We start from the raw sequence: 15,150 nt of genomic DNA on the forward strand, positions 1-15,150 counted from the left end.
CCAAGCATCTCTGGAGTGTCCGATGACCGATTTCCCGCTGACCGTTGCCCGCATTGCCGCCCTACGCGACCGTATGGAACAGACAGGAACCGACCTTGTCGCGGTCGGCCCCTCCAGCCACATGGCCTACCTGGCAGGCGTTCATCCCCACGGTGACGAACGGCCCGTGATGCTTCTGGTCAGCAAATCCTATGCGGGGTTTCTGATGCCCGCGCTGAACTCTGCGGCCGCGCGTAAGGACACCGACCTGCCGTTTCACTGCTGGCGCGATGATCAAGGCCCCGATGCGGCACTCGCCGAACTTTTGGAGGCCTGTGGCGCGACGGGTGCCAACCTCTCGGTCGTGCTGGACGAAACCATGCGCACGGATTTCTCTCTGCGCCTGCTCGACGCAATGGACAGCCCGCGCCGCCGCTTCACCGAGGACACCGTTGCCCTGCTCCGCGCTTCTAAGGATGAGGCTGAATTCAAGGCCATCAAGGACGCGCATCTGGTAAATGACACGGCGGTGAAAGCCGCCTTCGCCGCGCTCAAGGAAGGTGTGACCGAAGCCGAGATCGTCGAGTTGATCAAATCCGAATATGCCGCCCTTGGTGCCTCGCTGGAATTCTGCTCGGTTTGTTTCGGAGCCTCGGGTGCCTTCCCGCACCACACGTCGGGTGCATCCAAACTGGAGCGTGATACGGCGGTGCTGATTGACACGGGGTGCCGCCTCAACGGCTACCCCTCCGACATGACCCGCTGCGGCTATTTCGGCAAGCCGGAAGAGGGATATGAGGAGGTCTTTGCCGTGGTGGAATGCGCTGTTAAGGCCGCAATCGCCGCCGCCAAGCCGGGAGTGCGTGCCAGTGCCATCGACAAGGCCGCACGCGACGTGATCACCGACGCAGGTTACGGCGACCGTTTCCTGCACCGCACGGGCCACGGCCTTGGCATCGACATCCACGAACCACCCTATATCGCCGCCAACTCCGATGTTGTGTTAGCACAAGGCAACGTGTTTTCCATCGAGCCAGGCATCTATCTTGATGGCAAATTCGGTATCCGTCTGGAAGAAATTGTGATCCTGCGCCAAGATGGCGCGGAAATCTTCTCCGAAATGCCCCGCGACATGGTGCGCGTCGGTTGACCACAATTTGTCAAAGATTGGCTAAGAAACGGCGGTGAGAAATCTCTCACCGCTGTTTTAACATATGAGCCTCTACAAAATCCGCATCATTTGGTATGCGAGCTTACCGTCATTGGGTATGACGGCCGACTGATCCCGACGGATCGAAGTCGAATGCAATATATCCGCGGGTATGATTAAATTTTAAGCGCATAAGCGGGTAACCCCACGTACAATGCGGCATCATGTTGCTTAATCTTGAGAAGCAATTACCGTCGAGACATGACAACAAAAAAGCCGCACTTCAGTGAAATGCACACATCCAGCGGACAGCCTCGGCCTCCGTATGTTGGTTACGATGCATGGTTCGCCAAACAGAACAATGAACGGCTTGCCCAAAAGTCCAAGGAAGCCGAGGCCTTTTTCAGACGTACGGGGATCACCTTTAACGTCTATGGGGAACACGACGCTGAGGAGCGTTTGATCCCGTTCGATCTCGTGCCACGGATTATTTCGTCGCGAGAGTGGACCAAGCTTTCAAAGGGTATTGAGCAACGGATTTATGCTATCAATGCATTTTTGCATGACATCTATAATCGGCAGGAGATCTTGCGGGCGGGTATTATCCCGACCGAGCTGATCGCACAAAATGACGCCTTTTTACCGCAAATGATGGATTTCAGCCCTCCGGGTAACATCTACACCCATATTGTGGGAACCGACATCGTGCGCACGGGCGAGGATGATTTCTTCGTCCTCGAAGACAATGCACGCACGCCTTCGGGCGTCAGCTATATGCTGGAGAACCGCGAAACGATGTTGCAGATGTTCCCAGAACTGTTCAGCAGCATTTCTGTGCAGCCCGTAAGCGATTACCCTAAAAATCTGCGGCGCTCGCTTGAGGCCTCTGCGCCGCTTGGATGTACAGGCCGCCCTTGCGTGGCGATCCTTACGCCCGGCATTCACAATTCCGCTTACTACGAACACAGTTTTCTGGCCGATCAAATGGGTGTGGAACTGGTCGAAGGGCATGACCTGCGGGTGGTCGATGGTCATATCGCCATGCGCACGACCAAGGGCTATAAAACCATTGATGTGCTCTATCGCCGCGTCGATGATGAATATCTTGATCCGCTTACGTTCAATCCTAACTCTATGCTTGGGGTGCCTGGGATCATGGATGTCTACCGCGCGGGCAACATTACGATTGCTAACGCCCCCGGTACGGGCGTGGCCGATGATAAGGCAGTTTATAGCTATATCCCTGAGATCATAAAGTTTTATACGGGTGAGCCCGCGATCCTCAAGAACGTCGAAACCTTCCGATGTTCGGAGCCGCAGGCGCTCCAATATGTACTCGATAACCTCGCCGATCTGGTCGTCAAAGAGGTGCATGGCTCTGGCGGCTATGGCATGTTGGTTGGCCCCGCCGCCACTAAACAGGAGTTGTCGGATTTCGCCGACAAGCTGCGCTCGCGCCCCAATAACTACATCGCGCAGCCAACACTGTCGCTATCGACCGTGCCGATTTTCACAGAGAGCGGCCTCGCGCCACGTCATGTCGATTTGCGTCCTTTCGCGTTGGTGTCGCCCAATGGGGTCAACATCACCTCGGGCGGGTTGACCCGCGTTGCGCTAACAGAAGGCTCGTTAGTGGTCAATTCAAGCCAAGGCGGCGGCACAAAAGACACTTGGGTATTGGAAGACTGATATGTTGGGAAAAACCGCAGGAGGTCTGTATTGGATGTTCCGCTCGCTAGAGCGGGCCGAGAATACCGCGCGTTTGATCGAGGCGGGGTTTCGCATCGCGCTGACACGTTCCACCACAGCCGAAGCCGAATGGCAGTCGGTGATATCGACGCTTGCTGCACAGCAGGCCTATGAGGCGATCTGTGACGGATATGATAGTGCGCAGGTGGTGGATTTCCTGCTCCGCGAACCCAGAAATTCAAGCTCGGTGCTGTCCATCATCAAATCTGCGCGCGATAACGCCCGTCTGGTTCGCACCGCGCTGACGACCGAAGTGTGGTGTGCTGTTAACGAAACGTGGATGCTGTTCACGGAGCTGCTGAAGGATGAAATTTCCCAGACAGACCTCCCCGCTGTGCTTGCGACAATACGACAGCAATCAGGTCTGGTGCGAGGTGCATTGCACGGGACGATGTTGCGCAATGATATCTACGATTTTTGCCGTCTAGGCACCTTTGTTGAACGCATGGACAACACGGCGCGGATCATTGATGTGAAATACTATTCGCTTCTGCCCGCGCCCTCGTTCGTCGGCAGCCGCCTCGACAACGTGCAATGGGAAACGATTTTGCGCTCGGTTTCTGCGCATAGGTCGTTTCGCTGGGCCGTTGAAGGGGACTTCACTGCCCCCGCAATTGCCGAGTTTTTGATCCTTGACCGACGGATGCCGCGTTCGTTGGCCTTCAGTGCCGAACAGATCGTAAATAGCTTATCACAGTTGACGCAAAATTACGGGACCAGTCTACCGTCCAATGATATGGCTGAGGCGCTTAAGGCGCGGCTGATGACGCCTGACATAGATGCGATTTTTGACGAGGGCTTGCACCAATTCGTGAGCGGCGTGATTGGCAGCACGGCCAACCTCGCTCATCAAATCGAAATCGACTACAGGTTCACACGATAATGGAACTTAGCATCAGCCACACAACCGAATACGCTTATAGCGCGCCCGTGGATTACGCGCTGCAAAAAGTGCGCTTGCGCCCTCTCACATCCGTGATGCAACAGGTCATCGACTGGGATGTGGAGATAATGGGTGGCAAGATTGAAACCAGCTATCTCGACCATTACGGCAATCACGTCGATCTCGTGAGCATCGAGCCTGGGGCGAGTGTTTTAAGCATTCACGCCAATGGACAGGTCCGCACGCTGAACGGTAGCGGTGTGCTTGGTCCCGTGTTCGGCCGCGCACCCCTTTGGCATTTTCGACAGCCGACGGCGCTGACACTGCCCGGCGCGGCGATCAAGGCCTTGCCAAGGATCACCTCGGATGTCAGCGGACAGCTTGCCGAATTGCACAGCCTGTCCGATGCTATTCTCAAGGCGCTCCCCTACAAAGGAGGTGAGACGGCAGTGGACACCCCCGCCGAGGAGGCGCTTCAAGGCAAGACGGGTGTTTGTCAGGATCATGCACAGATTTTTGTTGCGGCGGCGCGGTTGTCAGAACTGCCTGCGCGCTACGTCAGTGGATATCTGCAAACCAATGAAGAGGTACAACAAGAGGCAACCCACGCATGGGCCGAGGTCTATATCGACGGACTGGGGTGGGTTGGATTTGATGTCTCTAACGGGGTGTCGCCCGATGAGAAATATGTGCGCCTCGCTATTGGTCGCGATGCGCGTGATGCGGCCCCGATCGAAGGGCTGCGCATGGGGAGTGCCGATGAAACGCTCATGGTATCTTTGCAGGTTCAGCAGTAAAGAGGAACTGAGGTTTCTTTTCGGATAGAATGAAATGACGTATTGCATCGGAATGCGACTGGACCAAGGGTTGGTCTTTATGTCGGACACACGCACCAGTGCGGGTGTTGATAATTTTGCCGTCAGCAAGAAAATGTTCCACTGGAACGTGCCAAATGAACGCGCAATTACCATTATGACGGCGGGCAACCTTGCCACGACGCAATCTCTCATCAGTCTTTTGAATGAACGTTCTGTGCTCGCAGGCGAGCGCGATCCGAATATCTTGCGCCTGCCGACGATGTTTCAGGTTGCACGCTTGGTTGGGGACACATTGCGTGAGGTCATCACCGGTTCATCCCCGACAGGTCAAACCTCGGACGATCAATTCGGCGCATCGATTATTTTGGGCGGTCAGATCAAAGGCGGCAAACCGACGACCTTTTTGATCTACCCTGCAGGAAATTTTATCGAGATTTCTGATGATACGCCGTTTTTTCAGATCGGTGAGACAAAGTATGGCAAGCCGATCCTCGTGCGGGCATATGATCGACAGATGGAATTCGCTGACGCTATTAAGCTGCTGCTTGTGTCGTTCGATTCAACCGTCAAATCAAACCTGTCTGTTGGTTTGCCATTCGATATTCAAATCTACGAAAATGACTCGTTCTCGATAGAGAGGACCAAACGGGTCGATACGGATGATGCCGTATATCAGGAAATTTCAAACGGGTGGGGGGATGCGTTGCGTGATGCTTTCCGACTGTTGCCAAGTTACGAGTTTTGAGCGTTGCCGCTAGGGTCAAGCCTTTACCGAATGGTTGATGCAGAGCTGCCAATCGCGGTTCGTTTTTTTTGAAGTGCCCCCCGCACAGCAGACGTGTTTGGGGGCGTTGATCTGTAGGTCGGCTTAATGTGACAAAGTAACCTCTACCCGTGGTCGGACAGATGCCTACTTTCAAGACGTTAACTTCCGTCTGGCGGCAACTCTCCTCCTTCCAAAAACCCGTAAAGCTGTTATTTGAAATTATGGATATTGTTCTGATCACTGCGATCATCGCATCGCTTTTTGTTGTCATTGGAGCGGCGGAGCCTCTCGCTGCACAGTTGCGCCTGCCATACAGCGTTATTCTCGCTATTCTGGGTATCCTTATTGGCTCGGGCGCAATCTTCTTTTTGCGCACTGACCTGACGGATGCGCTTAATCCGGTTGCGGAGGCGATCCTAAAATTTCCAATTCGATCCAACGTCTTCCTGTATGTTTTTCTGCCGACACTGTTGTTTCAGGCAACCTTGGGGATGAATCTGCGTCGGATGTTGGACGATTGGGTTCCTATTATGGTTTTGGCCATCGTCGCTGTGATATTGGCGACGTTCAGTGTCGGGTACGCGCTTTCGTGGGCGAGTTCGCTGCCCTTGGCGGCGTGTCTGTTGATCGGGGCAATCGTCTCGACGACTGATCCTTCCGCGGTTGTCTCGATCTTTCGGTCCATCGCTGCCCCCCGAAGACTTTCACGGATCATCGAGGGTGAAAGCCTGCTGAATGATGCTGCCGCTATTGCGTTGTTTGGTTTGTTCATGGGGTTTGTTATGCTCGGGACACCCGACCCTAAATTGGGTGACGCCATTGCTCAGTTTCCGGTCTTGATCATGGGAGGCGCCTTGACGGGTTGGCTTGCCGCGCGGATTGCGATCTGGTCCATGTCCTTGATCAGCGCACATGAACTGGCACTGGCCTCTGTCTCGGTCGCATTGCCCTATCTTGCCTATATCGGGTCTGAACAAATCATCGGCGCATCGGGTGTCATCGCTGTGGTTGCGGCAGGGCTGACACTTAACTTGACCGGTCCAGGGCGATTGCCACCTCACGCATGGGTCAATTTGCGCGAGGTCTGGGATTTGCTTGCCCATTGGGCTGGCGCATTGATCTTTATCCTCGCCGCACTATTGATACCCCGATTGTTGGCAGATGTCAGGATCGAAGACCTTGCCCTCATCGGCGTTGTGATAGTTGCCGCGTTTGCCGCGCGCGCGGTTATACTTTTCGTTCTGTTGCCATTCCTGACACTGCTAAGGGTATCTCCCGCTGTCGAACAGCCTTACCGGACTGCAATCCTTTGGGGCGGGCTGCGGGGTGCTGTGACACTTGCGTTGGCGCTCGCCGTCACAGAAAGCCTGCGGGTTCCAGTAGAAGTCAAACGTCTGGTTGGCATTCTTGCCACTGGGTTTACCCTGTTTACCTTGCTGGTACAGGGTACGACTTTGAGGTCCGTTATCGGCTGGCTAGGGCTCGATCGCCTGTCACCGATTGATGAAGCCATGTCGCGGCAGGTTGTCGCTGTCGCCCTGCAAACCGTGCGCGAAGATGTGTCGCGAACGACTGAGGACTACGCCCTCACTCATGAGGTCGTGCGCACGGAGGCGAAGGCGTTTGGTGAACGACTGGAGACCGCTGTTAAAACAGCGGAAGACAGCGAGGATATCCTTGATCGTGACCGAATTACTTTGGGGCTGATCGCGTTGGCAGGGTTCGAACGCGACACAATCTTGAACCGTGTGCATGAGCGAACAATTTCGGCGCGCATGGCTGAGAAGACTCTTTTGGATGCTGACCGACTGATTGAAGGTGCGCGTTCGGATGGGCGTGCCGGCTATCAGCGGGCGGCGCGGCGCTCCGTTGCTTATGGGCGCGCGTTTCGAGCAGCAGGGCTTCTGCATAGCAAACTACGGATATCTGCACCTTTGGTGCGCCTGACGGCAGATCGATTTGAGCTTTTGCTGTCACAACGGCTGATCCTACGCGATCTAGGGTCTTTTATTGAGGGGCGTATACGCCGAATTCACGGACGACGGGTCGCTGGCCTACTATCAGATATGGTAGCGCGGCGGGTCGAACTTGTGGAAACCGCTCTGGATGGTTTGCGGCTGCAATATCCTGGATATGCCGAAGAGTTGGAGCGTCGTTTTATAAAACGTACCACCTTGCGGTTTGAGGAACGAGAATACGAGGCGATGCGCGAAGACGGGCTGATTGGCGCAGAAGTTTATACCGCTTTGATGCAAGATCTCACGAAACGGCGTGCCACAGCAGAAGACCGTCCTCCTCTTGATTTCGAGGTGAAGCGCTATGAGCTGATCAAACAGTTTCCGCCGTTCGCAGATCTGGATGCCAAATCCGTGCGGCGACTTGGTCGCGCGTTGAAGACCCGTTATGTCAATGCGGGAAGCACCATTTTGCGCAAAGACGGCGCATTGAAGCATGTGTTTTTTATCGCCTCTGGGGCGGTCGAATTGGAAATCGCAGGTCAGACATCGCGTTTGGGTCGGGCGGATATGTTCGGGCAAGTGTCTATCTTGATGAAAAATGCGCCCCGTTCCGAAGTGCGCGCCATCGCTCCAACGACGTTGCTTGTTCTTGATGTGGCGCAGTTTCAGCGTCTTCTTAAAAAGATACCAGCGCTAAGAAGTGCTGTGCGCGCCAGTGCAGAAAAACGCGGCATTGATCCGGATGCACTTTTGAAAGACATCGCCACTGAAACTTAAATGAGGGTATTCACTTCTATTGCCCGATCCAGAAAATGCTCAGTCCAAGCCCACCACGGGCAGCCATGTGTGCTAGACGTTGCCGTGGCTTACGGCGACGTCTAGCACACCAATATGTTAAAAAGTGTCAGGCTGACCAGTATTTGCCGCTTACGATAGGAACTGCTCGACCACCTGCGCCTGCTGCTTGAGCCCGTCGGGATCAAGGCTGGTCTTGAGCTTGGTGAAGGCTTCAGACCACTCGGAGGTACGGATACGCACGGGGGGATTTTCCGTGCCCATGACCTGCATGACAACCGCCGCCACCTCATCGGCAGTCTGATAGATGCCCGTCTCTTGACGGTTCTGCGATCCCGCGACGTATTTCTGGAGGATCGGCAGGTATTCATCCTCCAACATGCCGCCCGTCTGCGCCATCTGTTCCATCACCGTATTGGCGAACTCGGAGGAAATGCCACCGGGTTCGACGGCGCTGAAATGAATGCCGAAGGAGGGCGTGATATAGCTGGCCATCGACTCGGTGAGGCCCTCAACCGCAAATTTAGCGCCGCAGTATACCTCATTGAACGGCTGCCCGACCAATCCGCCGACAGAGCTGATGTTGATCACATGCCCCGCACGGGCCTTGCGCATATGGGGCATGACAGCCTTGGTGCAACGTGCGACGCCCATATAGTTGATATCGAGGATCTTCTCGATGTCCGCCTCATCTGCCTGTTCAAGACTGCGGGCATAGCCCATGCCCGCGTTATTGACGAGTACATCAATGCGCCCTTGTTCTGCGATAACGGTCTCGACCGCCTTGGTGACGGAGGCTGTGTCCTGTACGTCGAGTTGCAGCACGGACAACGACACTCCCGCCGCCTCCGCAGCCGCATCCAGCGCACCTCTCTTTTGCGTGTTGCGCATGGTGGCATAGACGGTGTGTCCGGCTTGGGCGGCCTGCACAGCAATGGAGATGCCGAGCCCCGTGGAGGTGCCGGTGATAAGAACGATTTTTGACATGGAGTGATCCTTTTGATCAGTGATTTGCAATGGAGAGCCAGACCCGTTCAAAGGTCTGCTCGATCAATTTTTCAGGGATGTTCCGACCGGAGAGGACGGCGCTGCGCGCAAGCTGCATTGCGGGTGCCACTAGCAGGAGCGAGAGAAGGTTTGTCTCGAGGTCGGCCAGCGTGCCATCAGCCACACCGCGCTTGAGAAGCGCCGCAATATCGGCGGCATATCCGTCGGCAATGGCCTGTTGTTCGGGCAGCAAGATTTTTGCGGAACTGGCGTATTCGAGGAACAGGAAGTCTTTCGGACGGGTGCGCACAAAGCGGAACATGGCAAACCACATCTCCCGCACCAGACGGGTGCTGTCGGCTTCCGCACGGTGCTTGGTGATGCAGTCGTGAAACTCCGCCTTGAGTTCCATATAGACCTGACGGAGCATGGCGTCCTTATTCTCGAAATGCACATAGACTGTGCCTGCGGACACCTTTGCCCGTTTGACGATGCCCGCCACGTTGACCGATGAAATGCCGTTTTCGACTACTTCGGCCACAACCGCGTCCCGCAGTTTCCTTCTGGTGTCTTGTTTACTGAGTCTCGGCATAGGCCATCCCCGCTTTCGATAGCAAGAATATATGATAATGAATATTCATTATCAATAGAGCGCGAGATTTTTGTTTCTTTACGGGGAAGGGGAGCTCGTGTGAGCGACAGATGCTATTCCGTGAAGATACGGCAAGGGGTCCAGAGTGTCTGACGTCAGTCCTCGATTGTAAGGGCCCCAAAAACAGGGGCCCTTCTTTTGATACGGCAGGATGTTTAGCTTGCTATAGCTAGACGTTGAAATTTTGATTGAGCGTAGATCAGCGCCTCTCCCTCAGCGATGGCAACGTCTTCAATTTGACCAATGAAAACCGAGTGGCTACCTGCTTCTGTTGTCGCGATGACTTGGCAAGATATGCTGGCCAAAGCGTCAGTTAAACGCGGCAGGCCTGCGGCGCAACGGGTCCAGTCTCCAGTTTCAAACTTGCGCACGCCACTAAGGCCTTTTGCTCCAGCAAATGCCATTGCGACATCGGCATGATCTTGTCCCAAAAGTTGCACCGAAAATTGCCCCGACCGAGCGATTTCGCAACATGTTCCAGTTTTCCGGTTAACGCAAACCAGAAGACTAGGCGGGCTGTCAGAGACAGAGCACACAGCCGTAGCTGTGATGCCACGTCTCAGGTCGCCTTGTCCTGTTGTGATCAGGGTTACTGCCCCTGGAAACAGACCCATCGTTTCCCGAAATGTTTGAATATCTATCGGCATCTTAGTCGGCCTGTAGGCTGGTTAGATAGTCTTCGGCAGCGGTTGGGTCTGCGAACCATGGGAAGAAATCGCGGGGATCGTTAAATCCGTTGGCAATGCGAGCTGCCAAGCCAGGTAGTACCTGTGCTGATCCCATTATATCCAATACGAATGGGGGTGGCGGTAGAAGCATCATGTTAGTCCAGCGGACAACCCATTGAGCATATTCCCAAAAACGTTCGAAAGTTTCGGTCATCCAGATTTCGTCAAATGGTTGGTCGCCGTGCTGCAAAATGGAATCGAGATAAACACTCGCCGCTTTTGAGGCATTGTTCGAGCCTTGTCCTGTGATTGGATCGTTCAAGCATACCGCGTCACCGAGCCCCAAGACTTTTGCCCCAGACGGCAAGGTGCCGATTGGCTTGCGCACGGTGGGAGGGAAGCGTCCCGCAAGGATACCGCCATCATCGGTTAATTCGACGTTGCGACAACGATCAGCTTCCCATGGTAGGTACGTATTTAGAATTTCTTGCGATTTTGCGAGATGCTCGCTGGGAGTTTTGACATCGCGCCAACAATCCATTGGGCCATTGGGCACCCCTTCAAATACCATAATTTCGCAGGGGCCTGATTTCGTCAGCGCGGGGAAGACAAAGTATTCACCAACGCCAGGAATCAAGTTGAAGTTTACCGCGGAAAATTCCTCACGTGGCGTCATGCCATGCACGTACGTTAAGGCCAAAGCGCGCTGTGGAGCGTCAAATGGCGAACGCTCGGCATCACGTTCAAACAGTTTGCCTATGTCACCTTTTCCTGACGCCACTATAACCAAATCACTAGATTTTGCCTCGGTCTCCAGTGTTTGAATGTCGGCAACGCTGATGTCCAATTTACCACCAAGGTGTTCGAATTCTGCCAACCAACGCGGAATTTTGACGCGCTGATCGATGGACTGTGCCGAGGCATCTAAGCGCGCAGCCCAGTCGATCACTTTACCTGGACCTTCAGGGTTCGCGATAGAAAAAGAAATGCCTTCGACAGGAGCGCTGTTGTCTTGCCAGAAGTCTATCCCTAAATCGCGTTCGTGCTGAAGTGATGCGTCGAATTGGCATTGTGAGGACATGACGCGGCCATCCGCGATTTGATCTGCTGTGCGGTCTTGGATGATCTTGACGGCATAACCTTTTTGCAGCAGGCCGATGCCCAATTGAAGGCCGGATTGGCCGCCTCCGACGATGGTAATGCGTTTCATTCTTTGTCTCCTGTTGGTCTTTTTTGTTTTTTATTTGATCTAATCGATGAGTCTTGGGATCGCGGCGACAGCGCCTTCAGGACCCATAGCGGTGTAGCCCCCGTCGACGCGCAGGTCGGTTCCGGTGATGAAGCTGGCTTCATCTGAGCACAGGAACATGATGGCCGCTGCTACTTCTTCTGGCTCGCCGACGCGGGGGAATAAGTGAAAATCAGCACCGACTTTATTGGTTTTGGTGCGATCGCCACCGGATAGATTGTCCATGATATTCGACCAGATCCAGCCTGGAGAAACAGCGTTGACTCGAATACCGTCAGGGGCCAAGTCCATGGCTTGGTTGCGGGTCAACTGTAATATCGCGGCTTTGGATACAGGGTAGAGCCAGCGTCCTGTCTGGGCTACGCGGGCGGATATGGAGCCGAAATTAACAATAGCTCCTTTGTTATTTTTCAACTCTTCGCGGGCAGCCTGCATCAACATAACCGACCCGATAAAGTTTACATCCAACGCTTCCAGCCATTCAGCTCGCGTGCTTTCTGCACCGTTATCAAGATAGGTGGCCGCAACATTTACAAGAAAATCAATCCGACCAAATGTCTCCATCGTTTCGGAAACCAATCGAGTGATATCAGCGTCCGAGCGCAAATCAGCGTGGACAAATTTTACGTCGTCGCTTTGCAGTTTTTCACCATTTTCGGCGTCAATATCTGCGACAACAACCTTCACGCCGTGCGAGCGAAAGGCTTCGATTACAGCAACGCCAATTTTAGTAGCGCCGCCGGGTATAATTGCTACTTTGTCTGTTAAGCCACGCATGCTTTGTTCCCTCCTGTTTAAAATTTTTATGATGAAAGTTGATCGTAATGAAGAAAGGTGCACTATCCTTTCAGCGTAATGACTATCCGGATTGCGCAATTAATCGCTTTAGGCTTCAATTAATTGTTTAGAGAGGGTGAGCTTGGATCTGTTTCAATCAACGACAAATGCCGACGCACTCCCGCTTGGCAATCATGTCCTTTTCTCGAGCGATGACGTTGACCACGCTCGCGCGGCGGTGGCCGAAGTTTACTGTGACCATCGTCTTGAGGTGATCGGGCGGAACCCCTTTGCCGCACAGCACAACCGTTTAAGCGGCAAAGCGCTATCGATAAATGTTATGACTTATGGCGCCAAAACCATGATCGCGCCGGGGGCTTTGGAAGGGTTCTACTTGTTCCAGTTTCCTGTTCGTGGCCATGCCTCGGTTAACAACGGGAAAAACCGTTATGAGATCGGGGGAGGCACCGGCGGTGTAATCAATCCTGAGGCTTCGACCACCATGATCTGGAGCGAAGACTGCGTTCAGGTGATGATGCAAATTGAAAAGAGGGCATTCATAGAAGCCGCTTGCGCCGAGGTTTGTTTGCCTGCGGGGGCGTCGCTTCAATTTTCAGGGGCCAACAAGTTGCACAACAGTGAAGGTCGCGCATTTTTGGGCATTTTGGATTATGTAATCAGGGAGGCGGAAAGAGGCGAGGTATTATTGGGAGGTGACACGTTACTTAGTAAGCAGTTGGAGCGGACCTTGATGGTCGGGCTGCTGCAAACTCAAGTCCATAATTTTACCTCTGTCGTTACGACTAATACCGGACCTATGCCGCGCATCATTCGGAGTGCTGAAAGCTATATGCGTGAAAACCTTGGTGCGCCGATCATGGTAGAAGATATTGCCAGCGCTGCGGGGACGAGCGTGCGTAATTTGCAAGGAGCCTTTAGAAGTCGATATGGTCGTTCACCTATGACGGTTTTGCGAGACTTGCGACTTGAACTGGCGTGGGAGGAGCTGTCCAACCCTACGCGTACAACGCGAGTGACAGATGTTGCGACCGAGCTTGGCTTTTTTCATCTTGGGCGATTTTCTGAGATATATCGCAAAAAATATGGCTGTACCCCAATCGAAACTCTGCGCGCTGCGCGTCCTGGAGAAGGGTTCGGACCATTCTGATTTGGAAACGGTCTGGTGGTGAGCGTTTTGAGTTGTCCCGACAAACTCGGGGCGGTTCATATCACTAAGTGCGTTCATGCAGGTTGAAGTGGTCGCGGACGGCCTTTGGCAATCGGTCATCATCGAACCTCCAAAGACCACAGTGGCGACGAAAAATACTAAGCGCTCGTCCGTGTACTTGTTCCAAAACCACTTCAGACTGCGCAATACTGCCGACTGCGCTTAGGCCCGTTGTTAACCCGTGCCCAAAAATGTGTTTATCCGACGCTATTCTTTTGGGTCTGAAAATCATCAATCCCAAATCTGTGTCAGGCCCTGCCAAACTGTTCATGCGAACACAATGAAGGCAGCCAGAGTTCAACAAGACAATGGCATCATATCTGTACAGTCGCGGCAGCAACGGCGTGCGCCCCTCTCCATCAAAGCTCATCAATGTTGACATGTAGGTTGTGTGGTTGCGTTGGTAGATCTGACTATAGCCGACGAGGATGTGATCCTTTAGAAAACCTGAGTTGTGGTAAATGAGATAGCTCCCACAATTTATGCCAAGCATTTCATGGTTGGTTTTAGAGAAACTGCATAGTTTCTTGTAGTTTATGATAAATTTGTCATTCAAGTCGTTCGTGTCTGGGGGTGTGTCGACACGTTGGGGATGGTGATGCGCAGGGGGCATCAATAGCATATCAATGGTGACGTCGAGTGCGGACGCCATTCTTTTTAGTATTTCAACGGAAGGTTGGTTAACGCCTTTAAGATACTTATTGAGCTGCTGCCTGTTGATGCCAATTGCTTGGGCGCCATTGGACAGGTTGGCGTATTTTGCGAGAATTAATCTCCGTAAGTTCTTTGAAAAATATTCTTCTTGCATAAATTCCCCCAACTCAACGGTAAAACGCAAATGATAACTCTTTAGAGGTCGTATCTCATATCCTGTACGCTTCCGAAAAGGGAAATTTTGATTTGGTGTCAAACGTTTAGAAATATCTGGCGCAAACTAATCCAATTTTCCGTGACGGCGTCACGCCGTCGCGTTGAGGCATGCGCTTTAGAGTAATGCTCATTCATTGTTTTCAACGTTGGACGACATTTGAACCGATTGGCGACACTAACAGCGGTTTCATACCCTGCGGGGAAAGTATGCGTTGTCAGATCAGGGTGCAAAATCAAAAAGTAAACCAATGTGACTACACAGCATCGCTCGGTGTGCTTGTTGGGTTACAAATTAACCTTGTTGGCGAAATTTCTTCTGGCCCCAGATTGGCTTAGGTGTGGCGTTTAATTTCGACGTTGAGGAAGCAGGAGTGATGGGGCGTAGATCCCGTCACTTAAAGTGAATAATTGAGCCAAAGACATCAGGCCCGATCGCCTATTTCTGGTGAGCTTGGCTTGCCGTTTGACGCGAGGGTTTCCTTGACAACACCAGATATGTAGGGCTCTTTGCCAGATGATCGGGTGCCGTGTGTATTCAAGGACGTGGGGCGAAAATTTTGTTGGTTCGAAGCAGTAAGTTGAAAACGTCGATTGTTGCCGCAGCAATAGGTTTGCTTTCTA

Annotated in this window: 13 protein-coding genes; 7 read left to right on the top strand and 6 right to left on the bottom strand. The window is 53.3% G+C overall.

Features of this window, described 5'->3' with window-relative positions; all coding sequences use genetic code 11:
- Window positions 1–22: 22 nt before the first annotated feature.
- The 6 genes from ACN0TS_RS17270 to ACN0TS_RS17295 all read left to right on the top strand — a co-directional run bounded on the left by ACN0TS_RS17270 (window position 23) and on the right by ACN0TS_RS17295 (window position 8,080).
- On the top strand, window positions 23–1,129 hold the full coding sequence (locus ACN0TS_RS17270) for a M24 family metallopeptidase (RefSeq protein ID WP_417260573.1): 1,107 nt from the start codon (window positions 23–25) through the stop codon (window positions 1,127–1,129).
- A 261-nt stretch (window positions 1,130–1,390) separates the two neighbouring features.
- Entirely contained in the window at window positions 1,391–2,818 is a 1,428-nt protein-coding gene (locus tag ACN0TS_RS17275) for a circularly permuted type 2 ATP-grasp protein (RefSeq protein WP_417260574.1), read from the top strand.
- 1 nt (window position 2,819) lies between these two features.
- Window positions 2,820–3,761: an alpha-E domain-containing protein gene (locus tag ACN0TS_RS17280; protein WP_417260575.1), complete on the top strand. Its 942-nt coding sequence runs from the start codon at window positions 2,820–2,822 to the stop codon at window positions 3,759–3,761.
- On the top strand, window positions 3,761–4,558 hold the full coding sequence (locus ACN0TS_RS17285) for a transglutaminase family protein (RefSeq protein WP_417260576.1): 798 nt from the start codon (window positions 3,761–3,763) through the stop codon (window positions 4,556–4,558). Before ACN0TS_RS17280 ends, ACN0TS_RS17285 begins: the two co-directional genes overlap by 1 nt.
- 34 nt (window positions 4,559–4,592) lie before the next feature.
- Window positions 4,593–5,324 carry a peptidase gene (locus ACN0TS_RS17290; protein ID WP_417260577.1) on the top strand — a complete coding sequence of 244 codons (732 nt, stop codon included), beginning with the start codon at window positions 4,593–4,595 and terminating at the stop codon, window positions 5,322–5,324.
- A 242-nt stretch (window positions 5,325–5,566) separates the two neighbouring features.
- Complete coding sequence (locus tag ACN0TS_RS17295; RefSeq protein WP_417260590.1) at window positions 5,567–8,080, top strand: cation:proton antiporter; 2,514 nt, start codon at window positions 5,567–5,569, stop codon at window positions 8,078–8,080.
- A gap of 150 nt (window positions 8,081–8,230) precedes the next feature.
- Here ACN0TS_RS17295 and ACN0TS_RS17300 read toward each other — a convergent pair whose 3' ends face one another.
- The 5 genes from ACN0TS_RS17300 to ACN0TS_RS17320 all read right to left on the bottom strand — a co-directional run bounded on the left by ACN0TS_RS17300 (window position 8,231) and on the right by ACN0TS_RS17320 (window position 12,431).
- Window positions 8,231–9,085 (bottom strand): SDR family oxidoreductase, encoded by an 855-nt coding sequence (locus tag ACN0TS_RS17300; protein ID WP_417260578.1) that lies wholly within the window; start codon window positions 9,083–9,085, stop codon window positions 8,231–8,233.
- Between the two features lie 16 nt (window positions 9,086–9,101).
- Complete coding sequence (locus ACN0TS_RS17305) at window positions 9,102–9,626, bottom strand: TetR/AcrR family transcriptional regulator (RefSeq protein WP_417260579.1); 525 nt, start codon at window positions 9,624–9,626, stop codon at window positions 9,102–9,104.
- 266 nt (window positions 9,627–9,892) lie between these two features.
- Window positions 9,893–10,384: a flavin reductase family protein gene (locus ACN0TS_RS17310; RefSeq protein ID WP_417260580.1), complete on the bottom strand. Its 492-nt coding sequence runs from the start codon at window positions 10,382–10,384 to the stop codon at window positions 9,893–9,895.
- 1 nt (window position 10,385) lies between these two features.
- Window positions 10,386–11,615: a styrene monooxygenase/indole monooxygenase family protein gene (locus tag ACN0TS_RS17315; protein ID WP_417260581.1), complete on the bottom strand. Its 1,230-nt coding sequence runs from the start codon at window positions 11,613–11,615 to the stop codon at window positions 10,386–10,388.
- Window positions 11,616–11,654: 39 nt separating this feature from the next.
- Complete coding sequence (locus ACN0TS_RS17320; protein ID WP_417260582.1) at window positions 11,655–12,431, bottom strand: SDR family oxidoreductase; 777 nt, start codon at window positions 12,429–12,431, stop codon at window positions 11,655–11,657.
- 142 nt (window positions 12,432–12,573) lie between these two features.
- On the opposite strand from ACN0TS_RS17320, the gene ACN0TS_RS17325 reads away from it, so the two are divergent.
- Window positions 12,574–13,599: an AraC family transcriptional regulator gene (locus tag ACN0TS_RS17325; RefSeq protein WP_417260583.1), complete on the top strand. Its 1,026-nt coding sequence runs from the start codon at window positions 12,574–12,576 to the stop codon at window positions 13,597–13,599.
- 64 nt (window positions 13,600–13,663) lie between these two features.
- Here the strand turns inward: ACN0TS_RS17325 and ACN0TS_RS17330 are convergent, their stop codons facing one another.
- A complete protein-coding gene (locus tag ACN0TS_RS17330) occupies window positions 13,664–14,497 on the bottom strand; it encodes a helix-turn-helix domain-containing protein (protein ID WP_417260584.1) in 834 nt (277 codons plus the stop codon).
- Window positions 14,498–15,150 lie beyond the last annotated feature (653 nt).

The sequence above is a fragment of the Celeribacter sp. genome (assembly GCF_048266405.1).
GTDB lineage: Bacteria > Pseudomonadota > Alphaproteobacteria > Rhodobacterales > Rhodobacteraceae > Celeribacter.